Source organism: Nocardioides oleivorans, assembly GCF_004137255.1.
In the GTDB taxonomy this organism is placed as follows: Bacteria; Actinomycetota; Actinomycetes; order Propionibacteriales; family Nocardioidaceae; genus Nocardioides; species Nocardioides oleivorans.
In genome coordinates this window covers 2580436-2603918 of record NZ_SDWT01000001.1, presented here as the reverse complement: position 1 = coordinate 2603918, position 23483 = coordinate 2580436, and the positions used below count along the sequence as shown (strand labels likewise).

General features: G+C 72.3%; 20 protein-coding genes. 8 read left to right on the top strand and 12 right to left on the bottom strand.

Annotated features, from left to right (window positions below):
- Positions 1–34: 34 nt before the first annotated feature.
- From EUA93_RS12430 to EUA93_RS12420, 3 genes are read right to left on the bottom strand one after another with little or no spacing between them, the layout of a single operon-like run.
- A complete protein-coding gene (locus EUA93_RS12430) occupies positions 35–1267 on the bottom strand; it encodes an ABC transporter permease (RefSeq protein ID WP_129400423.1) in 1233 nt (410 codons plus the stop codon).
- Positions 1264–1965, bottom strand: a complete 702-nt coding sequence (locus EUA93_RS12425) for an ABC transporter ATP-binding protein (RefSeq protein WP_165355189.1) — start codon at positions 1963–1965, stop codon at positions 1264–1266. The genes EUA93_RS12430 and EUA93_RS12425 overlap by 4 nt, the downstream gene beginning before the upstream one ends.
- A 5-nt stretch (positions 1966–1970) precedes the next feature.
- Positions 1971–3212, bottom strand: a complete 1242-nt coding sequence (locus EUA93_RS12420; protein ID WP_129400421.1) for an efflux RND transporter periplasmic adaptor subunit — start codon at positions 3210–3212, stop codon at positions 1971–1973.
- A gap of 223 nt (positions 3213–3435) precedes the next feature.
- On the opposite strand from EUA93_RS12420, the gene EUA93_RS12415 reads away from it, so the two are divergent.
- On the top strand, positions 3436–5334 hold the full coding sequence (locus EUA93_RS12415; protein ID WP_129400420.1) for a PKD domain-containing protein: 1899 nt from the start codon (positions 3436–3438) through the stop codon (positions 5332–5334).
- A gap of 3 nt (positions 5335–5337) precedes the next feature.
- Here EUA93_RS12415 and EUA93_RS12410 read toward each other — a convergent pair whose 3' ends face one another.
- The 4 genes from EUA93_RS12410 to ileS are packed head-to-tail and all read right to left on the bottom strand — an operon-like array spanning position 5338 to position 11699.
- Complete coding sequence (locus EUA93_RS12410) at positions 5338–6504, bottom strand: hypothetical protein (RefSeq protein ID WP_129400419.1); 1167 nt, start codon at positions 6502–6504, stop codon at positions 5338–5340.
- A complete protein-coding gene (locus EUA93_RS12405; protein WP_129400418.1) occupies positions 6504–7190 on the bottom strand; it encodes a hypothetical protein in 687 nt (228 codons plus the stop codon). The genes EUA93_RS12410 and EUA93_RS12405 overlap by 1 nt, the downstream gene beginning before the upstream one ends.
- Positions 7187–8464, bottom strand: coding sequence for a hypothetical protein (locus EUA93_RS12400; RefSeq protein ID WP_129400417.1), 1278 nt, complete (start codon positions 8462–8464; stop codon positions 7187–7189). The genes EUA93_RS12405 and EUA93_RS12400 overlap by 4 nt, the downstream gene beginning before the upstream one ends.
- A 19-nt stretch (positions 8465–8483) precedes the next feature.
- Positions 8484–11699 (bottom strand): isoleucine--tRNA ligase, encoded by a 3216-nt coding sequence (gene ileS, locus EUA93_RS12395; RefSeq protein ID WP_129400416.1) that lies wholly within the window; start codon positions 11697–11699, stop codon positions 8484–8486.
- Between the two features lie 335 nt (positions 11700–12034).
- On the opposite strand from ileS, the gene EUA93_RS12390 reads away from it, so the two are divergent.
- The 3 genes from EUA93_RS12390 (at position 12035) to EUA93_RS12380 (ending at position 13294) form a co-directional block, all read left to right on the top strand.
- Positions 12035–12442 carry a hypothetical protein gene (locus EUA93_RS12390; RefSeq protein WP_129400415.1) on the top strand — a complete coding sequence of 136 codons (408 nt, stop codon included), beginning with the start codon at positions 12035–12037 and terminating at the stop codon, positions 12440–12442.
- Positions 12442–12639: a helix-turn-helix transcriptional regulator gene (locus EUA93_RS12385; RefSeq protein WP_129400414.1), complete on the top strand. Its 198-nt coding sequence runs from the start codon at positions 12442–12444 to the stop codon at positions 12637–12639. The genes EUA93_RS12390 and EUA93_RS12385 overlap by 1 nt, the downstream gene beginning before the upstream one ends.
- 118 nt (positions 12640–12757) lie before the next feature.
- Positions 12758–13294, top strand: coding sequence for a DinB family protein (locus EUA93_RS12380; protein ID WP_129400413.1), 537 nt, complete (start codon positions 12758–12760; stop codon positions 13292–13294).
- 7 nt (positions 13295–13301) lie between these two features.
- Here EUA93_RS12380 and EUA93_RS12375 read toward each other — a convergent pair whose 3' ends face one another.
- Positions 13302–14549 carry a hypothetical protein gene (locus tag EUA93_RS12375; protein WP_129400412.1) on the bottom strand — a complete coding sequence of 416 codons (1248 nt, stop codon included), beginning with the start codon at positions 14547–14549 and terminating at the stop codon, positions 13302–13304.
- A 119-nt stretch (positions 14550–14668) separates the two neighbouring features.
- Between EUA93_RS12375 and dapD the strand changes: the two genes are divergently transcribed.
- Entirely contained in the window at positions 14669–15607 is a 939-nt protein-coding gene (gene dapD, locus EUA93_RS12370) for a 2,3,4,5-tetrahydropyridine-2,6-dicarboxylate N-succinyltransferase (RefSeq protein ID WP_129400411.1), read from the top strand.
- A gap of 8 nt (positions 15608–15615) precedes the next feature.
- Positions 15616–16581, top strand: a complete 966-nt coding sequence (locus EUA93_RS12365; RefSeq protein WP_207208674.1) for a VldE C-terminal domain-containing protein — start codon at positions 15616–15618, stop codon at positions 16579–16581.
- A gap of 231 nt (positions 16582–16812) precedes the next feature.
- On the opposite strand, the gene dapC is transcribed toward EUA93_RS12365, so the two are convergent.
- Both dapC and fdxA read right to left on the bottom strand, forming a co-directional pair.
- On the bottom strand, positions 16813–17916 hold the full coding sequence (gene dapC / locus EUA93_RS12360) for a succinyldiaminopimelate transaminase (RefSeq protein ID WP_129401224.1): 1104 nt from the start codon (positions 17914–17916) through the stop codon (positions 16813–16815).
- Positions 17916–18242, bottom strand: coding sequence for a ferredoxin (gene fdxA / locus EUA93_RS12355; protein ID WP_129400410.1), 327 nt, complete (start codon positions 18240–18242; stop codon positions 17916–17918). The genes dapC and fdxA overlap by 1 nt, the downstream gene beginning before the upstream one ends.
- A gap of 116 nt (positions 18243–18358) precedes the next feature.
- Between fdxA and EUA93_RS21600 the strand changes: the two genes are divergently transcribed.
- Positions 18359–19249, top strand: a complete 891-nt coding sequence (locus tag EUA93_RS21600; RefSeq protein ID WP_165355148.1) for a GNAT family N-acetyltransferase — start codon at positions 18359–18361, stop codon at positions 19247–19249.
- Here EUA93_RS21600 and EUA93_RS12345 read toward each other — a convergent pair.
- Positions 19231–20199 carry a DUF389 domain-containing protein gene (locus EUA93_RS12345; protein WP_129400409.1) on the bottom strand — a complete coding sequence of 323 codons (969 nt, stop codon included), beginning with the start codon at positions 20197–20199 and terminating at the stop codon, positions 19231–19233. The two genes, EUA93_RS21600 and EUA93_RS12345, sit on opposite strands and share 19 nt — an antisense overlap.
- A gap of 247 nt (positions 20200–20446) precedes the next feature.
- Between EUA93_RS12345 and aspS the strand changes: the two genes are divergently transcribed.
- Positions 20447–21715 carry an aspartate--tRNA(Asn) ligase gene (aspS, locus tag EUA93_RS12340; RefSeq protein ID WP_129400408.1) on the top strand — a complete coding sequence of 423 codons (1269 nt, stop codon included), beginning with the start codon at positions 20447–20449 and terminating at the stop codon, positions 21713–21715.
- A 12-nt stretch (positions 21716–21727) separates the two neighbouring features.
- On the opposite strand, the gene EUA93_RS12335 is transcribed toward aspS, so the two are convergent.
- Positions 21728–23482, bottom strand: coding sequence for a VanW family protein (locus EUA93_RS12335; protein ID WP_129400407.1), 1755 nt, complete (start codon positions 23480–23482; stop codon positions 21728–21730).
- Position 23483 lies beyond the last annotated feature (1 nt).

The following is a 23483-nucleotide window of genomic DNA, read 5'->3' as shown; positions in this document are numbered from 1 at the left end:
TCCAGGGGTTCGGGGGTACGACGGACGGGCGCGTTCAGCTGCTGCGGAGCGCATCGATGGGGGTGAGGCGGGCGGCACGGCCCGCGGGGTAGACGCCGAAGCCGATGCCGAGCGCGAGGGCGGTGCCGACCGCCCCCACCGCGGCGAGCGCCGAGACGGTGACGGTCTGGTCGATCAGCGAGGGCAGGACCAGCGCTCCGACGATGCCGACGCCGAGCCCGAGCAGCCCGCCGACCAGGCCCAGCACGGACGCCTCGAGCAGGAACTGCCGTCGGATCGAGGACGGGGTCGCGCCGAGCGCCTTGCGCAGGCCGATCTCCTGCACGCGCTCGCTGACCGAGACGAGCATGATGTTCATGACGCCGATACCGCCGACGAGCAACGAGATCGCCGCGACACCGGTGAGCAGGACGGTCATCGTCTCGTTGGTGGAGTTCGCGGTCTCGACGAGCGAGTCCTGCGTGGCGACGGTGAAGTCGGCCTCGTCCGAGCCGCCGACGTCGTGGAGGTTGAGCAGGAGCGCCTGCACCTCCTGGTAGGCCGCGCTGAGCGACTCCGCGTCGTTCGCCTCGACGTAGATCGTCGAGAGCGAGGTCGACGACGACCCGGTCAGCCGGGCGGCGGTGGCGAGCGGCACGACCGCCTGGTCGTCCTCGCTCGAGGTCCCGCTCGACGACGCGCCGGACTCCTCCAGCACGCCGATCACGGTCAGCGCGGTGCCGCCGACGCGGACCGTCTGGCCGACCGGGTTGGCGCGGTCGAAGAGCTCGCCGGCGGTGTCGGAGGCGAGCACGACCACGGCGGCTCCCGACTCGGCCTCGGACTGCGTGAAGAACCTCCCCGACGCGACGGTGCGGGCCCGGACGTCGAGCCAGGCGGTGGTCGTCCCGGAGACCTGGGTGGTCCAGTTCGTGTCGCCGGCGGTGACCGAGGAGCTGCTGGTCGTGACGGGGGCGACGGCGGCGACGTCGGGCGCCACCGTGTCGTCGGCGATGGCGGTGGCGTCGTCCAGGTCGAGCGTGGACGCCGAGCCGAAGCCGCCGCGCATGCCCGAGCTGTCTGTGCTGCTGCCCGGCGAGACGATCAGCAGGTTGCGGCCCAGCGCGTCGATCTGGTCGCGGACCTCCTTCTGCGCGCCCTGGCCCAGGCCGACGGTGAGGATGACCGACGCGATGCCGATGACGATGCCGAGCATCGTGAGCAGCGAGCGCATCCGGTGGGCGCGGACGGCCTCGAGGCTGGTCCGCAGGGTCTCCGCCCAGCTCATGAGCCCACCCCCGCGGCCGTGCGGGTGGTAGGTACGTCGCTGGTGATCGCGCCGTCGTCGATGACGAGGTTGCGGCCGGCTCGGGCGGCGACCTCGTGCTCGTGGGTGATGAGCACGATCGTGCGGCCGGCCTCGTGGAGGTCGTCGAGCAGGCCGAGGACGTCGCGCGTCGAGGTCGAGTCGAGGTTGCCCGTCGGCTCGTCGGCGAGCACCAGCGCGGGCTCGGTGACCAGGGCGCGCGCCACGGCGACGCGCTGCTGCTGCCCGCCCGATAGCTCGCCCGGCCGGTGACCGGTGCGGTGGCCGAGGCCGACCCGCTCAAGCGCCGCGCCGGCGCGCTGTCGTCGTACGTCGGCCGGGACGCCGGCGTAGACGAGCGGCAGCTCGACGTTGCGGATCGCCGACAGCGTCGGCAGCAGGTGGAACTGCTGGAACACGAAGCCGATGCGGCGGTTGCGGACGTCGGCCAGCTGCTCCTCGGTCATGCCGGAGACGTCCTCGCCGGCCAGGTGGTACGACCCCCCGCTGGGCAGGTCGAGGCAGCCGAGGATGTGCATGAGGGTGGACTTGCCGGAGCCGGACGGGCCGATCACGGCGACGTACTCCCCCTCGTCGACCCGGGCGTCCACGCCGCGCAGGGCGTGGACCTCCGCGTCCCCTGCGCCGTAGGACTTGCGGACGCCGGCGAGCTCGATGATGGCGCTCACTGGGGAGCTCCTGGCATCTGGCCGCCGCCGGGGAAGCCCGGCATCCCGCTCGGCGGGGTGCCGCCCGGGAAGCCCTGCTGGCCGCCGTCGTCCGTGCCGCTGCCAGCGCCCCGCCCGGTGAAGCCGGGCACGACGACGGTGTCGCCCTCCTCGAGTCCGGAGGTGACCTCGGTGGACGCACCCGAGGCCTCGCCGATCTCGATGTCGCGCCGCTCCTGCCGGCCGTCGACCTCGACCGTGACGTAGGCCTGGCCGTCCTCGGACCGGACGGCCTGCGTCGGCACGGACAGCACGTCGGTGCGCTGGCTGACCACGATCGAGAGGTCGGCGGACGTGCCCGAGTAGAGGTCCTTGCGGGCGCCCGTCACCTCGACCTCGACCGGGAAGACCGCCGCACCGCTGCTGTTGGTGGAGGCGACGGCACCGACCGAGGTCACCGTGCCGTAGACGGTCTCGTCGACGCCGGTCACGGTGAGCTCGACCTGCAGGCCTTCAGCCACACCCTCGATGTCAGCCGCCGCGACCTCGGCGTCGACCGCGAAGCGACGCGTGGTCGCGATGGTCACCTGGGTCGAGGAGCTGGTGCCGGTGCCGGTGCCGGTGCCGGTGGTGGTCGAGCCGGTGGCGCCGGCCGTCGAGCTCCCGGTCGAGCTGCCGGTCGAGCTGCTGGAGCCGGTGCTCGAGCCGACGGTGTCGCCGACGGCGAGGTCGAGCGCGACGACCGTCCCGGCGATCGGCGCACGCAGGACGGCGTCGTCGACGGCCTCGCGGGCCTCGACCCACGAGGCCTTTGCAGCGACAACCGAGGAGCGGTCCGCCGCCACCTGCACGTCGGACGCGTCGGCGTCGAGGTCCTCGTCGAGCTGCGCCAACGCGGCGTCGTACGACGACCGCGCGGCGGTGCGCGCAGCGACGAGCGAGGTGGCGTCGACCCGGGACAGCGCCGCACCCTTCGTGACCTGGTCGCCCTCGCTGACCAGCACGGCACGCACCGTGCCGCCGACGGCGAAGGAGAGGTCCTCGCTCCTCGCAGCGCGCAGCGTGCCGCTCGCGGTGACGGTCTGCTCGAAGGTCGAGGTGGAGACGGTCTGCGTCGTCGACGTGGCCACCGCCTCGGCCTCGGGACGCAGCCAGAGCCATCCTCCGGTGCTCGCGGCCACGGCGAGCACGAGTGCCGCGGCCGCCACCACCTTGCTCCGCCTGGTCCTCCACCACTTGCCGGGCCAACCCACGCGCACGGACGTCTCCTTGTCTGCCTTCGTCTGGTGGGCCGCCCCACGGGGGGAGGGGCGGCCACGGAGGAGACACTGGCGGCGCGCTCTGTGCCGGACGTGGCGCGCGCCTGTGACGAACCTGTGGGCCTCCGCAACTTTTCGGGAGAAGGGCTCGTCGTATGCGCGAGCCGGACGCGCGTGGCACGATCCGGCGACGTCGAGCGCGAGGACAACAAGGGGGAAACAGGTGGAACGACGCACGCAGCTGCTGGTCGTGGCGGTCGCCGCAGGCGTGGTGGGAGCGACATCGGTCGCCGCACCCACGGCGGCAGCCCCGACGTGGCAACCGGTCACGAACGTCTTCGTCGACCTGTCGGCCGGGGGGCAGAACGCCCACACCCCGGACGTCGGGGTCGACGCGGCCGGGAACGCGACCGCCGTGTGGTCGCGCTACGACGGCACGCAGCTCGTCGTCCAGGCGTCGTCGCGCCCGGCAGGTGGGGCGTGGTCGGCCCCGGTCGACATCGCCGGGGGCCAGAGCATCTTCGAGCCGCAGGTCGCCGTCGAACCGGGCGGCGCGGCCACCGTCGTGTGGCGCCGCAACGAGCTCGGCTCGAGCGTCGTCCTCGCCTCGACCCGGCCGACCGGCGGCTCGTGGAGCCCGCCGGTCGAGGTCGCGTCCGACGCGTCGAGGGACCTGAGCCAGAGGCCGGACTTCCCCCAGGTCGCCGCCGGTGCGGACGGGGCCGTGACCGCCACGTGGTCGCACTTCGACGGGCGTGCGTTCATCGTGCAGGCAGCCTCCCGGCAGCCCGACGGGACGTGGTCCGCTCCGCAGGACCTCTCCGAGGCAGGTGCCCGCAATCCCGACGTCGCGGTCTCCGCCTCGGGGGTCTCCACCGTGCTCTGGACCGCCGGCAGCCGCGTGCAGGCCATCACCCGGACCGCCGGGACCTGGTCGGCACCGGTCGACCTGTCCACCAGGGCCGCGCCGACCACGACCCCCGACGTCGCACTCGACCCGGCGGGCAACGCCACGGCCGTCTGGGGCGGCTTCACCGGCGCGAGCTACGTCGTCGAGACCGCGGCGCGACCGGCAGCAGGAGAGTGGATCAACGTCACGAGCCTGTCCTCCCCCGGGGTCGACGCCTCCGACACGCCGCAGGTCGTCGTCGACCCGCAGGGGCGCGCGACCGCGGTCTGGCAGGAGAACGACGGGTCGGGGTGGATCGTCACCGCAGCCACCGGCCGCATCGGTCGCGACTGGTCCACCCGCACCGCACTCTCGGCCGCCGGGCAGGACGCGTGGACCCCGCAGGTCGACGTCGACGCCGACGGCAATGCCACCGCCGTGTGGTCGCTCGCCGGGAAGAAGGACGACACCGCCCGCACGGTCCAGGCGGCCAGGCTTCCGGCGCGTGGCGAGTGGACCTCCCCCGTCGACCTCTCCGAGCCGGGCGGCAACGCCTGGAACCCCGCGCTCGTCGTCGACGCCGACGGCAACGCCACCACTGCGTGGTCGCGCCACGACGGCGCCCACTGGGTCGTCCAGGCCCGCGGCCTCGACGCCGCCGGCCCCGTCGTCACGGGCATCACGTCGCGCCGCTCCGGTGCGCGGACGTCGTACTCCGTCACGGCGCACGACGTGTGGTCGAAGGTCCGGACCGCCAGGTGGACCTTCGCCGACGGCACCACCGCCACCGGCACCTCGGTCAAGCACAGGGGCACGAGCACGCAGCCGGTCCGGGTGACCCTCACGGACGCCGTCGGCAACGCGACCCGGTGCACGTACGCCGGCACCGTTCGCTGCCGGGAGGCGCTGTCCGCTCCCGCGATCAGCAGCGCCCACCTGGAGCACCGCACCATCCGCGCGTCGGGTGGGCGCGGGACGGTGCCGACCGAGTCCGAGCTGACGCTCGAGCTCTCGACCGCGGCGCGGGTGCGGGTCGTCGTTCGACCCCTGGCCGGGGGCACCCCCTATCGACTCAGCGGCAGGGTGAAGGCGGGCGAGCGCAGCTTCCTCGTCCCCGCGCGAGTGGGGCGGATCCAGATCCTGCGGCCCGGTCGCTACGCGATCGTGGTCACCGCCACCAACAAGGCCGGCACCAGCCCGAAGCAACGCCTGCGGCTGCGGGTCGTCCGCTGACGGTCAAGGACGGACGATGCCGCGCCGCGACCTGCTCGTCCGCAGCGCGCCCAACAGGTCGCGGTCGAGCGTGCCGTAGCCGGTCGTGCTCCATGCGCCGAGGTCGAGGCGGTAGTAGTGGACGGTCGAGTCGCCCTCGATGAAGTCGAGGACGTCGTCAGGCTCCCTGCCGGCGCGGACGTCCTCCGCACACTCCGCGCAGGCCGGCACGTCCACCTCCCGGCCGCCGTCCTTCCATGTGACCTCCGTGGTGCGCCCGTCGTGCAGCGGGTTGAACCAGCAGCGCACCGGAGGCGCCCACGCCGAGGGCTTCCTCTCCTGCGCGGCCGAGCGGGCGTCCTCGCCGCGACGGGCCAGGACCAGCGCACCGACCACGTCCGCCGGAGCGGCGTCCTGCGACAGGATCGAGCGGGCCGCGGCGTAGTGGTCGAGCGCCTGCTGCCAGGCCGCGAGCCCGTTGGCGGTGCCGGTGGCCTCGCCGCTGCCGATCGCCTCGCCCAGGGCGAGCACCTCGGTCTCGGCCTGCTCACGCAGGCGCCGGTCCTCGGCCGCCCGGATGGTGTGGAGGACGGTGCTGGGCAGGGTGAAGCCGGCCGGGCGCCTTCGCCTCCTGCGGACCAGGACGACGAGACCGGTCACCACTGCACCGATCGCGACGACGATGCCGATCCCGCCGAACACCTCGGACGCCTGGATGCCCTCGTCGGCGGTCCAGGAGTAGCGCTCGTCGCGTGGGATGTCGTTCCACAGCGCCTCAGCGGTGCCGTCCTCGATCAGCTCCTGCGCCATCAGGACCTGCGCGGCGACGTCACCCGGGTGCTCGTGCTCGGCCACGTTGTCGACGTAGAGCGTGTCCGGCTGGTCGCCGAAGGCCTGCACGCTGAGGTCGGGATCGTCCCAGCCGATGTAGGTCGCGTCGCCGCCGGTGTCGTCCTGCAGCCAGGCGGTGAGGCTGGCGAAGCTCCCCTGGAAGCGCGGGTCTCCGTAGTCGATGTCGACCAGGACGACCTTGAGGTCGGCCTCCTGCGTGCCGGCGACGGCCTGCTCGATCGCGGTCTCGTCGGCCGCCGAGATGCCGTGGCCCTTGGCGAACGCGGGATCGATCCAGACTCCGTCCCCGGCCAGCTGCTGCTCGATCTCGGCGATCGTGGCATCGGTGATCTCGGCCATCAGCCAACCTCTCGACGTCGCGTGCCGACGTACCAGCGCAGGAGCAGGAAGCCCGGCACGACGCCGAGCCCACCGAAGAGGAGGGCCGCGGCGAGCCCGCCGCCGACGCCCTCCCAGTAGTCGAAGTCCCCGGGCTCGTAGGGAGCGTCGTCGAGCGGCACGGCCTCCCAGGTCGCCATCTCCGCGGCGATGCGCTCCAGCGCCGGGCCGGGCTGGCCCTCCGTGCGATCGGCGAGGTAGTCGGGCTCGAGCCCGACGGACCCCACCTCGGCGGAGCCGTTGTCCCAGAGGATCGCGTAGTGACCCACCTCGCCCACGTTCGTCCACCACTGCGGGCCGGCGCCGGAGGCGGTGTAGCCGACGTCGAGGCCGTCCGGGTAGGACAGGTAGGCGATCCGCGCCGGCACGGGCGAGCTCGCGAGGACCTCCTCGGCGCGCTGCAGGTCCTCGGCGGACACCCGGTCGGCCAGCAGGGGATCCACCACCACCAGGCTGTCCTGGGCGAGCAGCTCTCGGATCGCGTCGACAGGGGCGGGTACGACGTCCTCGTGCTGGTCGCTGGCGATGCGGCGGTCCAGGTCGGAGGCCTCGCGCGACTCCTGCCAGCCCTGCACACCGAAGGCGGTCGCAGTGCCGACGACGATGCCGACGACGGCACCGACCACCCAGGCGAGCTGACGCTTCATCGCCGGCCCGCCCGATCGGCCAGGACGTCGCGCGCCAGGTCGTCCGAGACGGCGCCGAAGCCGGTCCGCGCCCACACGTCGTCGCGCTCCCAGTAGGGCTCGGTGCCGCGGCGAGCGGCCAGGCGCAGGTGCTGAGGCGTCTCGCCCCGGGCGACCGCCCTGGCACAGGTGGCGCAGCAGGGCACCTCGACCTGCCCGTCGCCGAGGCGCCAGGACGCGGTGGACGTCCCCGGCTTGTGTCGCGGGTCGAAGAAGCACGGCACGAAGGGCGGTCCGCCCCCGCGTCGGCCACGGCCGAGGTCCGCGGCGCCGATCTGCGCGAGCAACCGGGCGCCGACGAGGTCGGCGACGTCGTCGGAGGTGAGCAGGGGCTCGGCGGCGTCGCGGGCGCTGAGTGCCCGGCCCGCCACCTCACGGTCCCGGACGGTGTCCCAGTCGGTCCGCTCGAGGTTCTTCGCCAGCACGTCGGCGAGCCGCGACGCACGCGCCCGCTCGACCTCGAGGTCGGGCGGCGGCGCGGCCGCCGCCGTCATCGCAGATCGCTTCACCGCCGCCTCGCCGGGGCGTGGTCTGCCGGTGCGGGGCCACCCGCGCAGCGTCTGGCCGACCATGAGCGCGACGACGAGCGCGACCAGCCCGCCGACGAGCGCGGACAACCCGCTCGACGCGGTCCGGACCTCGACGTAGTCGCCCACGGAGGGGCGCCACTGCGCCGCAGCCTGGACCTCCAGCGCGTGCTCGGCGAGGTCGTCGGCGTCGGCCTGCGTCAGGGTGGCGGGGTAGTCGCCGCTGGTGCCGTCGCTGCCCATCTCGACGAGCTCCTCGGCGGCGCGCGCCTGCGCCTCCGCCTTGGCGACCGCCGGGACCGTGACGTAGCCGTCCGTCCCGGACGGGTGCCCGCCCACGTCCTGCATGGCCTCGTCGAGCCGGTCGTTGTTGCTGTGCGCGCCCAGGCTCAGGCGCGCCGGCTCCGCGCCCAGCCCGAAGGCGTACACCTGCTGGATGCTCTCGCTCGTCTGCAGGACGTAGAGCCCGTCGCCGAGCCGGCGGTTGAGCAGGCCGGCCAGGACCTCGGTCGACTCGATCGCGTCGTCGGGCAGCCCGTCCGGCTGCTGGACGAGCGCGACGTAGACCGGGAACGGCGTCTCGCGCACCAGCTGCGCGATCCGGTCGTGGGCCTCCTGCGCCTCGCCCGATCCCATGACCCGGTCGACGACGACGCCGTCGACCCGCAGGGCCTCGGCGAGCGCGTCGAGGTCGGTCGGTCCGTCCATGCGTCGGCGTCTACCCGGATCAGGCGCGCGTCACACGTACGTCGACCTCGGCCGCGTCGTCGTACGACACCGAGGTGGCCAGGGTCTCGTCGGCGATCAGCGCCTCGTGGGTGCGGGCGGCGGCGAGGGTCGCCTCCGGCCCGGCCACGGTGAGCGAGATCCGGTCGCTGACCTGCAGACCCGCGTCCTTGCGGGCCTGCTGGACCGCGCGGACCAGGTCGCGGGCGGTGCCCTCGGCCTCGAGCTCGGGCGTCACGGCGGTGTCGAGGACGACGAAGCCACCTCGCGGCAGCATGCCGATCGCGGTGTCGTCGTCCTCGCTGCCGGCCACCGTCTCGAGGGCGTACTCCCCCTCGACCAGGGCGAGGCCGCCCGCGGTGACCGTGCCGTCCTCGGCGACCGACCAGTCGCCGGACTTCGAGCCCTTGATGGCGACCTGGACGTCCTTGCCCAGGCGCGGCCCGGCGGCGCGGGCGTTGACGCTGAGCCGCTGCGAGACGCCGTACGCCGCCGCCTCGGGAGCGTCGGCGGCGAGCAAGTCGACGGCCTTGAGGTTGAGCTCGTCGGCGACCAGCGACTCGAAGCCGGTGAGGTCGGCCTCGGAGACCACCGTGAGCCGCGACAGGGGCAGGCGGTTGCGGAGGTTGGCGGCCTTGCGCAGCGCGGAGCCGGCCGAGCAGACGTCGCGGACGGTGTCCATCGACGCGACCAGCGCGTCGTCGGCGGGCAGGTCGTCGACCGACGGCCAGTCGGTGAGGTGGACCGAGCGCTCGCCGGTGAGACCGCGCCAGACCTCCTCCGTGGTCAGCGGCATCAGCGGAGCGGTGACCCGGCAGACGACCTCGAGCACCGTGTAGAGGGTGTCGAACGCGTCGGCGTCCTCGTCCCAGAAGCGGTCACGCGAGCGGCGGATGTACCAGTTGGTGAGCACGTCGAGGAAGCTGCGGGTCGAGTCGCACGCCGCGGCCACCTCGTAGTTGTCGAGCTGGTCGGTCATCGCGGCGACGTAGTCGCGCAGCTTGGCCAGGATGTAGCGGTCCATCGGGTGCGCGCTGTCCGTGCGCCACGTCGCGTCGTGGCCGGAGCCCTCGCCCGCCGCGTTGGCGTAGAGGCTGAAGAAGGACCAGCTGTTCCACAGCGGGATCAGCACCTGGCGCACCGAGTCGCGGATGCCCTGCTCGGTGACGACGAGGTTGCCGCCGCGCAGGATCGGGCTGGACATGAGGAACCAGCGCATCGCGTCGGCGCCGTCGCGGTCGAAGACCTCGCGGACGTCGGGGTAGTTGCGCAGCGACTTCGACATCTTCTGGCCGTCGTTGCCCAGCACGATGCCGTGGCTCAGGCACGTCGAGAACGCCGGACGGTCGAAGATCGCGCCCGCCAGGACGTGCATCGTGTAGAACCAGCCGCGCGTCTGGCCGATGTACTCGACGATGAAGTCGCCCGGGAAGTGGTTGTCGAACCAGTCCTTGTTCTCGAACGGGTAGTGCACCTGGGCGAAGCTCATCGAGCCCGAGTCGAACCAGACGTCGAGGACGTCGGTGACGCGGCGCATCGTGCTCGTGCCGGTCGGGTCGTCGGGGTTCGGGCGCGTCAGGTCGTCGACGTACGGCCGGTGCAGGTCGGGGTTGCCGTCCTTGTCACGCGGCAGCGTGCCGAAGTCGCGCTCGATCTCCTCGAAGGAGCCGTAGACGTCGATGCGGGGGTACTGCTCGTCGTCGGACTTCCACACCGGCACCGGGCTGCCCCAGAAGCGGTTGCGGGTGATCGACCAGTCACGGGCGTTCTCCAGCCACTTGCCGAACTGGCCGTCCTTGATGTGGTCGGGCACCCAGCGGATGTCCTGGTTGAGCGCGATCAGGCGCTCCTTGACCTTGGTCACCTCGACGAACCACGACGAGACGCCCTTGTAGATCAGCGGCTGCCGGCAGCGCCAGCAGTGAGGGTAGGAGTGGTCGTAGGTCTCGCGGCGGACGAGGACGGTGCCGGGCGTGACGCTCCCGGTCTCCCCCTCGCCCCGGGTCGCGGCCTTGAGGTGGTCGATCACGTGGAGGTTGGCGTCGAAGACCTGCATGCCCTCGTAGTCGGTGACCGGGAAGGTGAAGCGCCCGTCCTTGCCGACCGGCATGACGGCCTCGATGCCCTCGCGGTCGGTGACGACCTTGTCGTCCTCACCGAAGGCGCCGGCGGTGTGCACGAGCCCGGTGCCGTCCGTGGTCGTGACGAACTCGGCAGGCACCAGCCGGAAGGCCCTGTCGTGGCCGGCGTAGTAGCCGAACGGCGGGGCGTACTCCAGGCCGAGCAGGTCGGCGCCCGTGCCGCGCCAGGTGACCGTGGGTGCCTCGCCCAGCTCCCGGGCGTACGACGCCACGCGGGCCTCGGCGAGCAGGTAGCGCTCGGTGCTGCCGGTGGGGCCGTCGGACTCGACCACCACGTAGTCGATGTCCTCCCCGACCATGACGGCGAGGTTGGACGGCAGGGTCCACGGGGTCGTCGTCCAGATCATCACCTTGACTCCCCGGAACGGACCCTCGGTCGTGATGTCGTAGCCGACGGTGACGGCCGGGTCCTGGCGCATCTGGTAGACGTCGTCGTCCATCCGCAGCTCGTGGTTCGACAGCGGCGTCTCGTCCTGCCAGCAGTAGGGCAGCACGCGGAAGCCCTCGTAGACCAGGCCCTTCTCGTGCAGCTGCTTGAAGGCCCAGATGACCGACTCCATGAACTCCGGGTTCATGGTGCGGTAGTCGTGGTCGAAGTCGACCCAGCGCGCCTGGCGGGTGACGTAGTCGCGCCACTCGCCGGTGTACTTGAGCACGCTCTGGCGGCAGGCCTCGTTGAACTTCTCGATGCCCAGCTCGACGATCTCGTCGGTGGTCTTGATGCCGTTGAGCCGCATCGCCTCGAGCTCGGCCGGCAGGCCGTGGGTGTCCCAGCCGAAGCGGCGCTCGACCTTGTGCCCGCGCATCGTCTGGTAGCGCGGGATCAGGTCCTTGACGTAGCCGGTGAGCAGGTGGCCGTAGTGCGGCAGGCCGTTGGCGAAGGGCGGGCCGTCGTAGAAGACGAACTCGTTGCTGCCGTCGGCGCCGGCGTCGCGCTGCTCGACGCTCGCGCGGAAGGTGTCGTCCTCGTCCCAGTACGCCAGGACCGCCTCCTCGATCGCCGGGAAGCGCGGGCTGCTGGCGACCGTGGTGGCGCCTTCGTCCGGGGCGGTGTGGCTGACCTTGGGGTACGTCATGGGGTGTGGCTCGACTCTCGACTCGTGGGTGTCATCCACGAGGACGATCGAGTGACCGCGGTACCACCTCGCTTGGGATCCGGGGATCCCCGCTTCGTTGCGGCTGTGTCGGGCCGTACCCGTCGGGTTCTACCGGGGCCGCGGCCGGATCGCCGTACCCGTTCTTCCCGAGGCTCGCCGCTGATGACGGCTCAAGCGCCTGCGGCGATCGTACGGCGCTGGCGTGAGCCGGGACCAATCGGTTTCACAATGTCAAAGAAACTTGACATGCACCGGCCGGTCGGGCACCGTTCTCGATGTCAAAGAAGTTTTACACAGATCGAGGGAGCACGCCCATGACCACCGCCACGCAGTCATCGTCGATCCCCTGGCTGAAGGCGTCGGTGCCCGCGTTCGTCGTCGCACTCGCCGTCGGCGCCGGGGCCGCCGCCGTACGCACCGATGCTCCCGCCGCTGTCGTCTTCGCGGTGTTCGCCTCCCTCACGTTCCCGTTCGCCCTCGCGCTCGGTGCGGTGCTGCTCGACCGCACCGAGCATCCCGAGGAGCACGAGGACTCGATCGAGAAGCAGTGGACCACCCGCGCCAGCAGCGGCGCGTTCTTCGACACCGTGGTGGCCATGGGCCTGACCGTGTTCGCCACCTCGGTGCTCGACACCCGCGGCGCACCGCTGTGGCTCTTCGTCCTCCTCGCCCTCGGCGACTTCGCGGTCCGGCTGGCCGTGATCCGCCGCCGGGAGGCCTGATGCACAACACCCTCAAGCTCCTGCGGGAAGAGGCAGGCATGTCCCAAGGCGAGTGCGCCACCGCCCTCGGTGTCTCGCGACAGACGGTCATCTCGATCGAGAAGGGCCACTTCGACCCCCGCCTGTCCCTCGCCTTCCGGATCAGCCGGCTCTTCGAGGTCCGGGTCGACGAGGTCTTCGTCCCCGACCGTGACTGAGCCCCGTCCGGGGTCGGTAGTCCAGTGGCAGATGGACCACCGCAGGTGAGGGAGACGCCGGACGACGGACCGAACAAGTCGTTTGGTCCGCTGGTCGGCGTGCGGAAGGCTGCGGCCCATGAACTTCAACGGCATGTGGCTGCCCGAGGACGAGGACCCCCGGATGCAGGCAGGGCCCACCACGGGCGAGAAGGCCTGCCTGGTGGGCTACCTCGAGCACTACCGCGGGACCCTGGCGCTCAAGTGCGACGGGCTCACGGCCGAGCAGCTGGCGACGAAGGCGGTCCCGCCGTCGAACATCTCGCTGCTCGGGCTGGTACGCCACATGGCGCGGGTCGAGCAGAGCTGGTTCCGCCGGGTGATCGAGGAGCGGATGGACATCCCGCGGCTCTTCCAGGAGGAGGGCGGCGACACCGGGTTTACCTTCCCCGAGGTCGACGACGAGCTGGTCCGGGCGTCCCACGCGCTGTGGCAGGACGAGATCGCCTACGCCCGCGAGGTGCTCGACCGCACCGACCTCGACACGGTCGTCGACGTCCACGGCGACCCCACGGAGGTGCGCGACATCATCGTCCACATGATCGAGGAGTACGCCCGCCACTGCGGCCACGCCGACCTCGTCCGGGAGTGCGTCGACGGCCGCACGGGTCAGTGACGGCGTACTAGCGCTTCCGCTTCGCGGAGAACCCGTCGACCGCGACGCACCGGGCGGGGCCGTAGTAGGAGAACTTCCCGACCGCCTTGGTGGGGCTGACGAACTCGATCTCGAGGTAGGCCGAGTAGGCCGCGTCGCCTCCCTCCTTGCGCTCGGTGCCGACGAGCTCGTTGTTGCGCGGGATCGCGGTCGTCACGAAGGAGTAGGTGTTGGTGGTGGTGGTCGGGAGGTCGGGGTAGCCGCCGCAGCGCGTCTGCGTCTGGATGGAGAAGCCGCGGACCTTGCCGCCGCGCACGGTGAAGTCGACGCCCGAGGCCGACCACGACCCGGCGCGCGGAGGCGCCGGAGCCGGTCGCGTCCGCAGCTTCACCGACGAGCGGCCGAGCGCCTCGCCCTTCTCGCTCACGACGAGGCTGAGCGTCGCCTTCGGCCTGGTCAGCCTGGCCCAGACGTAGCCCTCGGTGTCGTCCAAGCCCTCGAGCGTGCCCACCTCGAACGGGCGCACCTTCACGCCCTTGCCGGTCCCGGTGACCACGACGTCACGCGCGTCGACACCCTCGGGTGCGGCGTTCGCCACCTTCACCGGGATGCGGGTCCACACCTTCTTCACCAGCCGGTCGCGCTTCGGCGCCTGCACGCTGAGCTGCGGGACCGCGACCTCCTTGTCGAAGGGCGCGATGAAGACGTCGTACGGCGTCGTCCCCGGCCCGGCGTCGACGAGGAGCACCGCGCAGTCCCATCCGGCGGCGCTCGCGAGGTCGGGGGTGTCCTTGTTGTCGTAGAGGAGGACGTCGGGGATGGTGCTGTAGACCCAGGCGTAGGTCTCCTCCTCGAGCTGGCAGGTGCCGTTGCGGGCGGCTCCGAACCCGAGCATGGTGCGCGTGGTGCCGGACGGGTCGGGCCCGAGCATCTCGGTGTCGAGGCTGTAGTTGTAGGTCAGCGCGTCGGTCTGCCAGTGGTAGCCGTAGCTCACGTTCACCGTGAGGCTGCCCGCGGGCATCGAGAACTGGTGCTGCGGCTGGGTGCTCGTCGGCATGCCGGGCATGCGGTTGGCCGGACTGAAGGTGGCGGAGCCGCTGAGCAGCTGCGACGCCTCCCCGGTGCGGTACGACGACGAGGCGGGCGCGCGCATCTCGAACGAGCGGGGCGCGACCCGGGGCTCCTCGTCCGCCGCGGTGGCCGGGGCGGCGGTCACGGCCGCGACCAGCGCGGCGACCAGTCCGATGGTGCTCGTGATCGAGACGTGCCTGCGCATGTGCGGTCCTCCCCGTACGACGCCGGACCCCCTCCGGTCCGGTCAGTGTGCCCCGGCGCACACCGACCCGGAAACCCTACTTTCGTTCCTCGTGGGACCCGATCCGTAGGCTTGGCCGGGTGACTGCTGCTTCCGGCTACGGCCTGCTGACCCTCCACGGCGACACCGTCCTCGACGCGTGGTTCCCCTCCCCCGTGCTCGGCGCGACCGGGGCCGGACCCTCGGCGGAGCTCGCCCACCTCGACGGCGGCGAGGACGACCTGCGCGGGACGACGCGCGTCGTACGCCTCGTCGAGATCGCCGACCTGGACGACGCCCCGGCCAGCACCGAGGACGTCTGGCTGCGGCTGCACCTGCTCTCCCACCGGCTCGTGAAGCCGCACGGCCTCAACCTCGACGGCATCTTCGGCCTCCTCACCAACGTCGTGTGGACCTCTGCCGGCCCGTGCGCGGTCGAGGGCTTCGAGGAGGTCCGCGCCAAGCTGCGGATGGTCGTGCCCGGCCACGTCGTCCAGGTATTCGGCGTCGACAAGTTCCCGCGGATGACCGACTACGTCGTGCCGACCGGTGTCCGCATCGGCGACGCCGACCGGGTCCGCCTCGGCGCCCACCTCGCCGAGGGCACGACCGTCATGCACGAGGGCTTCGTGAACTTCAACGCCGGCACGCTCGGCGCCTCGATGGTCGAGGGCCGGATCTCCGGCGGCGTCGTGGTCGGCGACGGCTCCGACATCGGCGGCGGCTCCTCGATCATGGGCACCCTGTCCGGTGGCGGCAAGGAGGTCATCTCCATCGGCGAGCGCTGCCTGCTCGGCGCCAACGCCGGCATCGGCATCTCGCTCGGCAACGACTGCGTGGTCGAGGCCGGCTGCTACGTCACCGCCGGCACCAAGGTCACCGTCTCCGACATCGACGGCAAGCCGCAGGTCGTGAAGGCCGCCACCCTGTCGGGCGTCGACAACGTCCTCTTCCGCCGCAACTCGGTCAGCGGCGCCATCGAGGCAGTGCCGTGGAAGGGCGACGGGATCGCCCTCAACGCGGCGCTGCACGCCAACTAGCGGGCCGCGTGCCGACCCTGCGGTCGGCCACCATCGGAGCGGTGGTGGCCATCGGGGCCGTCGCCACCGCGCTCGTCCTCGTCGACCGGGGCACCGTCCCCACACCGTTCGCCAGCACCGGCTGCACGGCCGAGGTCGACGGCCACACCGTCGACATCGACCTCGAGCAGGCGGAGAACGCCTCCCTCATCACGGCGATCTCGATCGAGCGCGGCATGCCCGCGCGTGCCGCGAGCATCGCGCTGGCGACGGCGTTCCAGGAGTCGAAGCTCTACAACATCGACTACGGCGACCGGGACTCCGTCGGCCTCTTCCAGCAGCGGCCCTCGCAGGGCTGGGGCACCGTCGCGGAGCTGACGGACCCGGTCTACGCGACCAACGCGTTCTACGACGCGCTCGCCCAGGTCGAGGGCTACGAGACGATGGAGATCACCGTCGCCGCGCAGGAGGTGCAGCGCTCGGCGTACCCCGACGCGTACGCCGACCACGAGGCCGACGGCCGTGCCCTGGCCTCGGCGCTCACCGGCAACTCGCCCGAGGCGCTGTGGTGCGAGGTGCCGGGCGACGCCGACGAGGCCAGCGACGACCTCGACCCCTCGGGGCTCGTCCCGCGCGCGGCCGCCGTCCGCGCCGACCTCGAGGACCGCTTCGGCACCCTGTCGCTCGGCGGGTTCGAGCCCGCCGGCGTCTCGACCGGCCACATGGAGGGTTCCGCGCACTACGAGGGTCGCGCGATCGACGTCTTCTACCGCCCGGTCAACGCCGACAACCGCAAGCGCGGCTGGGCGCTCGCGACCTACCTCGTCGCCAACGCCGACCGGCTCGACCTGGGCACGATCATCTTCGACGACCGGATCTGGCAGGCCCGCCGCTCCAGCGCCGGCTGGCGCGACTACCGCGTCCCGTCGTCGTCCTCCGGCGACCGGGCGATCCTCGAGCACCGTGACCACGTCCACGTCGACGTCCTCGACTGAGCGGCGGCCTTCTCGGCTGGAGTCTCCGGATATCCGGTGACCACCCCGCTTGTCGGCCGAGATCTGGGTGCCGAAGCGGGAGACTCGGGTGCACAGCTCATCCGAGGCGCTGGCGAGCGGTGCCGCAGCCACATGCGCGCTCGCCGGGATGTGGCTCACTCACCGCGCGGGCCGACGCCGACCGGGGCCCACCCCGACCGGGCGACGCCAATCGGGCGGGCGTCCGGGGCGTCAGTGGGAGAGGCGGGCGACCGCAGCGGCGACGCGCTCGTCGGTCGCGGTGAAGGCGACCCGGACGTGCCGGCGGCCGGCGGCGCCGTAGAACTCCCCCGGCGCGACCAGGATCCCGAGGCCGGCGAGGTCGGCGACCGTCTTCCAGCAGTCCTCGTCGCGCGTCGCCCAGAGGTAGAGCGAGGCCTCGGAGTGGTCGATGCGGAACCCGGCACCCTCGAGCGCGGCGCGCAGCGCGGCGCGGCGGGCGGCGTACCGACCGTGCTGCTCGTCGGCGTGCGCGTCGTCGTCGAGTGCGGCGACCATGGCGTGCTGGAGGGGGCCGGGCATCATCAGGCCGAGGTTCTTGCGGACCGCGAGCAGCTCACCGACCAGGGCCGGGTCGCCAGCGACGAAGGCGCAGCGGTAGCCGGCGAGGTTGGAGCGCTTGGAGAGGGAGTGGACGGCGAGCAGCCCGTCGAGCGAGCCGCCGTTGACCTGCGGGTCGAGGATCGAGAGCGGCGCGTCGCCCTCCCAGGCGCACTCGATGTAGCACTCGTCGGAGACCAGGACCGTGCCGCGCTCGCGGGACCAGTCGACGACCTTGCGCAGGTGCTCGAGCGGCAGCACGCGGCCCGACGGGTTCGACGGGCTGTTGATCCAGAGCAGCCGCGGGGTGCGTGGGCCGAACGCCGTCAGGGAGTCGGCGGCGATCGCGTCGGCGCCGGCGAGGGCGGCGCCCACCTCGTAGGTCGGGTAGGCCAGCTCCGGGTAGCCGACGAGGTCGCCGGGTCCGATCCCGAGCTGGAGCGCGAGGTGCGCGATGAGCTCCTTGGAGCCCGTCACGGGCAGCACGCCGTCGAGGCCGAGGCCCGTCACGCCGTGGCGGCGCGCCAGCCAGTCGATCGCCGCCTGCCGCGTCGCCTCGAGGCCGATCGTCGTCGGGTAGCCCGGCGAGTCGGTGGCCGCGCGCAGCGCGTCCTGGACGACGGCGGGCGTCGGGTCGACGGGCGTGCCGATCGACAGGTCGCAGACCCCGTCGACGTGGGCGCGCGCCGTGGCGGCGTACGTCGTGAGCCTGTCCCAGGGGAAGTCAGGCAGCCGGCCGGAGACCGGCTGGGGGATCACTCGTCGTGCTCCTGCGGGGGCAGCGCGGCGACCAGCTCGTGGTCGGCTTCGATGACGCCCATCTTCGCGGCGCCGCCGGGCGAGCCGAGGTCGTCGAAGAAGTGCACGTTGGCGTCGTAGAAGCCCTTCCACTCCTCCGGGGTGTCGTCCTCGTAGAAGATCGCCTCGACCGGGCAGACCGGCTCGCAGGCGCCGCAGTCGACGCACTCGTCAGGGTGGATGTAGAGCATCCGCTTGCCCTCGTAGATGCAGTCGACCGGACATTCGTCGACGCACGCGCGGTCCTTGAGGTCGACGCACGGCTGGGCGATGACGTAGGTCATCAGGGCCTCCTGGGGGCAACGCGGGGAAACGACGAGCAGAACTCCTCCACTCTAGTATCCGAGGAGTGCCCGAGACGTCAGAACCCCACTCCGGCGAGACACGTGGCGATCCGGACGTGGGTCGTCACACCCTCGGTCCGCACGTCGTCGGCCAGCGCGTCGTCGTGCGCCACCTCCTCGCCGACGGCCGCGCCAGCGACGTCCTCGGCGTCTGCACGTCGTGGGGCGCGGACGCGCTGACCATCGACCGGGACGGTCCCCCCGACAGGGTCGGTCCGGTCACCATCGCGCTGGCAGACGTCGTCACGGGCAAGCCGGTGCCACCGCGGGCGTCAGTCAGGTCGCGGATCGGCGCCCGCCAGGTCGAGGAGCACGTGGGCGCCCTCTGGTCCTCCCTGGAGACCGAGCCCCTCGGCGACTGGCTGCTGCGCGCCTCTCCCCCGCACGGCGGCCGGCTGCGTCGTCGCGGCAACTCCGCCCTCGCGATGGACGCACCGGGCATCGGGTGGGCGGACGTCGCCTTCCGGGTCCGCGAGTTCTACGCAGCGCGCGAGCAGACGGCGTACGTCCAGGTGCAGCGCGGGTCGCACATCGAGCAGGCACTGGCCCCGCTGGGGTTCTCGTCCACCGGCGACGGCGACGCCCACGCCCAGCTCGCCTCGGTCGCGCGCGCCCTGCGGTCGCTGAGGTCGGTCGCACCCGACGTCACGGCAGAGGTCGACGAGACGACGACGGCGGCAGCTGCCACCCTCGACGGGGGTACGGCGACCGGCCGGGGCGTGCTGTCCGGCGACTGGCTGCTGGTCGAGGGGCTCGAGGTCGAGTCCGCCCACCGACGCCGTGGGCTCGCGACCGCCGTGCTGGCCGAGCTCCTCGACTGGGGCGCCTCACGCGGCGCCACGACTGCGATGCTCCACGTCGAGACCGCCAACGTCGGAGCGATCGCGCTCTACGAGCGGCACGGCTTCGTCACCCACCACACGAACCGCTACCTCACCGGGCGCTGACTCCTGGCGAAGAGCTTCTGCGAGGCGGTGAGGGCGGGCACCCAGAGGAGCCGCTGCAGCACCAGCACGGCCATCCCGGCGAGCACCATGCCGCTGATGTTGACCGCGAGCTGGGTCGCGGAGCCCCGGATCTCCGACGGCGCCCAGACGCCGAGGGCCAGCGCCAGGTTGCCGACCGCCGGGATCGTGGTGACCGAGATGAAGACGCCGACCATCGCGTTGGCGCGTGACGTCGTCATGGCGAGGACGCCTGCGGCACCGGCGATCAGCGCGACGATGAACGACCATCGGTCGGGGTGCCAGATGAAGCCGGTCTGCGGCCGTGCGCGGGTGACCATCTCCTCGGTGACCAGGCCGGTGAGGCCCGCCACCAGGGCCAGCACGGTCACCACCGCGACCGACACGACGACGCCCCACGCGAGCACGGAGACCGCACGGCGGGCCAGACGCGGCTGCCGCAGGACGAGACCGGTCGCGATCGCGGCGACGGTGCCGAACTCCGGCCCGACCACCATCGCGCCGATCACCAGCACGGCCGAGTCGGTGATGACGGCGATCGCCGCCAGCAGCGTCGCGAGCACGAAGAACAGGTGGTACGACACCGTCGGCCGGCTCGCCGCCCAGCACTGCTCGACGACCATGTCCCAGATGACCGCGTCGTCGGGGTCGCCCGGCGCGACGTCACCGAGCCGACGGGCGGCGGCGAAGGGGGTGCTGGTCGGGGTGGTGACGACGATCCCGCCCGACTCGTGGAGGCCGAGCTGCTTGAGCCTGCCGATCACCTCACCGGCGAGCTCGCGCGCGACGTCGCACTCGACCAGGTCACCCTCGGGCGAGATCGACGCGCCTCGGCACAGGGTCAGGTTGGCCGTCCGGTCGTCGTCGGCGAGGAGCTCGACCACGTCATCGGTCAGCGCAGCGGGGACGGTCAACCGCAGGTGCACCAGCATGCGGCGAGCCTAGGGCCCGGCGGGGCCGAAACCCGCTTGTCGTGGGGTGGTGGCCGTGCGCACCATGGTGCCGACGACCGCGAGGCCTGACACCCCTCCTGCACGCCAGCAGCGGAGCGGTCGTCCGTGCGTACGACGTCACCGACGAGAGGCCGGACGTCCCTGACGGGTGAGTCCGGCGAAGGTGTGGTGGCACCGCGACCTCGCCCCCGCCCACACCTCCAGGGCCCACACCACTGGAGGACACATGAGAACGCTCTGCGCATCACTCGCGACGGCCGAGCCCGGCTCGACCGTCACGCTCGAGGGCTGGGTCCACCGGCGTCGCGAGCTGGCCCGGATCACGTTCCTGGTCGTGCGCGACCGCAGCGGGCTGGCCCAGGTCGTGCTGCCGCCGGGCACGCCCGTGCCGCCGGAGGAGACGACCGTCCGGGTCACCGGCACGGCGACCGCCAACGCCCAGGCGCCCGGCGGGGTCGAGGTCACCGACGCGGTCGTCGAGCTGCTGACCGAGCCGGCCGAGACGCCGCCGGCCGAGCTCTGGCGACCCGCGCTCGACGTGTCGCTGCCGGTGCTGCTCGACCACGCGCCGGTCCTGTGGCGCCATCCGGCCCAGAAGGCGCGCTGGGAGCTGGCCGCCGCCTCGCTGCGCGGCTTCCGCTCCACGCTGGACGGTCTCGGGTTCACCGAGGTGGCGACCCCGAAGATCGTCGAGTCGGCGACCGAGACGGGCTCCTCCGTCTTCGAGGTCGACTGGTTCGGCCGTCCGGCCTACCTCGCGCAGAGCCCGCAGTTCTACAAGCAGCAGCTCGTCGGCGTCTTCGAGCGCGTCTACGAGGTGGGACCGGTCTTCCGTGCCGAGCCGCACGACACCGTCCGCCACCTCGCGGAGTACCGCTCGCTCGACGTCGAGCTCGGCTTCGTCCGCGACCACCGCGACGTGCTCGCGGTCCTGCGCGAGGTGCTCGCCGGGATGGTGGCCGCCGTCGGTTCGGCCGGCGCGGCCGTCGAGCGCGCGGGCGCCCGCCTGCCCGTCGTACCGGACGAGATCCCCGTCATCCACTTCGCCGACGCCCTCGCGCTCGTCGGTGCGCCTGCCGACGAGCCCGACCTCGCACCCGAGCACGAGCGCGCGCTCGGGGCGTGGGCACTGGCCGAGCACGGGAGCGAGCTCCTCGCCGTCGAGGGCTACCCGATGGCGAAGCGGCCGTTCTACACCCACCCGCAGCCCGGCGACGAGCGCTGGTCGAACAGCTTCGACCTGCTGTTCCGCGGGCTCGAGCTGGTGACGGGTGGGCAGCGCCTGCACCGCGCGTCGGCGTACGACGCTGCGATCCGCGCGCGCGGCGAGGACCCGGCCGACTACGCGGCCTACCTGCAGGCATTCCGCCACGGCATGCCGCCGCACGGCGGCTTCGCCATCGGGCTCGAGCGCTGGGTGGCGCGACTGGTGGAGGCCGCCAACGTCCGCGAGGTCACGCTGTTCCCGCGCGACCTGCACCGGCTGGCGCCCTGAGGCCGCTGCCCATCAGCCGTCGGTGGCGTCGGGGTTGGTGCACACGACCGTGTCGCTGGGGATGTAGGTCGTGCGGAAGACCTCGTCGTCGCGGGTCTCGGTGTTGCCGTTGACGGGGTCGAAGTAGCGCACGACGTCGATGTCGAAGCCGCCGTAGCCGACGTTCGGGTGGCACTTGAGGGTGTCGACACGGCGGGTCTTGGGTTCGGTGAGGTTGTAGCGCTCACCGGTCGAGGTGGTGATGTCCCAGTACTTCGTCGACCACATGCTCACCGTCGCGACGCCCGACGACGACGGCGTCGAGGGCGTGACGTTGGCCTGGATCAGCACGCCGTACGGGGTGTCGTTGGTGAAGCGCAGGTCGACGGCACCCCACGCGACGGTGGCCTCACGGCCCACCGGGTAGCGGTCGATGTAGAACGAGTGCGGCTTGTGCTCGACGTCCTCGAGGCCGGCGAAGAACATCGCGTTGAACGTCGTCGTCGCCATCTGCGAGACGCCGCCGCCGAGGTCCTGGACGAGGATGCCGTCGTTGATGACGTAGCCCTCGGTGAAGCCGTTGGCCTCGGTGCGCTCGCCGACGGTGTCGTTGAGCGAGAAGGTCTCCCCCGGCTTGAGCAGGGTGCCGTTGATCAGCTCGGCAGCGCGGCCGATGTTGACGTTGCGGTACTCCGCGTAGGGGAAGTAGGTCGTGAACGTCGAGACCCGCTCCTTGACCTCGAGCGCACGTGCGTCCTTCGTGGTGAACGCCGGCTGCGCGACCTGGGCGTCGAGCGTGAGCGTCCGCTCGCCCTGCGGCTCGGCGACGGCGTCGAGGAAGCCGTCCTCGAGCTGCTGGGGGTCGAAGGTGACGCCGGGCTTGGCGGGCACGACCTGGGGGCGCCCGTCGACCAGCGCGACGCTGGCGTCCACGGCGGCACCGGCGGTCACCTTCGAGCCGACGACCTCGGTCAGCTTCGCGGCGTCCAGGGTCGGGACCAGCTCACCGGCGGTCGGCACCAGGCTGAGCGCGGCGGTGTAGTCGGCCGGGAAGACCTTCACGTCCGACCCGTCGAAGCTGAGCGTCACCGGCGCCGCGACGGCCGGGGAGGCGAAGGTGTCGAGCGCCTCCTGCACGTCGCTCGCGTCGATGTCGGGAACGACGTCGACGAGCTCGAGCGCGACGACCGACGGGTCGTCCTGGAGGTAGGCCGCCCGCAGCGCGGTCAGCGTGTCGGCGGGGTCGAGCGCCTCGCCGGTCGTCGGGTCGGTCTTCGCGATCTCGGCGCCCTCGAAGGAGAGGGTGCCGTCCACCGCAGGAGTGCCGTGCTGCTCGTCGAGTGCGGCGAGGGCTGCCTGGTAGGCCTCGTCGTCGACGCTGATCTCGGCGTCGAAGGAGTCGCCGCCGGTGAAGTAGTTCCAGAGCCGGACCGGGTCCCAGCTCTCCTCGCCACCGGCCTCCGCGACAGAGGCGTCGTAGTCGACGCCCAGGCCGAGCGCGGACGGGTCGACCTCGACGTCCTGGCCGTCGATCGTGGTGGCGATCGGGCGGTTCACCTTGTCGGCGAGGCCTGCCTGCAGCACCTGTGCCGCCTGCGCCTGGGAGTGGCCCCCGATCCGCACGCCGGAGACGGTCGTGTTGCGCGGGACCTTGTCGCCGGCGGCGTAGTGCGCGGCGACGTACAGCCCGCCGAAGACGACCACGAGGCCCAGGAGCAGCAGGACGACGACCTTGGCACCCGCCTTGTCGCGGGGCTGGTCGTCACTGATCGGCGGCTTCCTGGACACG

What these genes read in the sequence shown, in the direction of transcription:
- EUA93_RS12430 (WP_129400423.1), bottom strand. Translation starts at nt 1,267, where the DNA reads ATGAGCTGGGCGGAGACCCTGCGGACCAGCCTCGAGGCCGTCCGCGCC.
- EUA93_RS12410 (WP_129400419.1), bottom strand. Translation starts at nt 6,504, where the DNA reads ATGGCCGAGATCACCGATGCCACGATCGCCGAGATCGAGCAGCAGCTG.
- EUA93_RS12405 (WP_129400418.1), bottom strand. Translation starts at nt 7,190, where the DNA reads ATGAAGCGTCAGCTCGCCTGGGTGGTCGGTGCCGTCGTCGGCATCGTC.
- EUA93_RS12400 (WP_129400417.1), bottom strand. Translation starts at nt 8,464, where the DNA reads ATGGACGGACCGACCGACCTCGACGCGCTCGCCGAGGCCCTGCGGGTC.
- ileS (WP_129400416.1), bottom strand. Translation starts at nt 11,699, where the DNA reads ATGACGTACCCCAAGGTCAGCCACACCGCCCCGGACGAAGGCGCCACC.
- EUA93_RS12390 (WP_129400415.1), top strand. Translation starts at nt 12,035, where the DNA reads ATGACCACCGCCACGCAGTCATCGTCGATCCCCTGGCTGAAGGCGTCG.
- EUA93_RS12385 (WP_129400414.1), top strand. Translation starts at nt 12,442, where the DNA reads ATGCACAACACCCTCAAGCTCCTGCGGGAAGAGGCAGGCATGTCCCAA.
- EUA93_RS12380 (WP_129400413.1), top strand. Translation starts at nt 12,758, where the DNA reads ATGAACTTCAACGGCATGTGGCTGCCCGAGGACGAGGACCCCCGGATG.
- EUA93_RS12375 (WP_129400412.1), bottom strand. Translation starts at nt 14,549, where the DNA reads ATGCGCAGGCACGTCTCGATCACGAGCACCATCGGACTGGTCGCCGCG.
- fdxA (WP_129400410.1), bottom strand. Translation starts at nt 18,242, where the DNA reads ATGACCTACGTCATCGCCCAGCCGTGCGTCGACCTCAAGGACCGCGCG.
- EUA93_RS12345 (WP_129400409.1), bottom strand. Translation starts at nt 20,199, where the DNA reads ATGCTGGTGCACCTGCGGTTGACCGTCCCCGCTGCGCTGACCGATGAC.
- aspS (WP_129400408.1), top strand. Translation starts at nt 20,447, where the DNA reads ATGAGAACGCTCTGCGCATCACTCGCGACGGCCGAGCCCGGCTCGACC.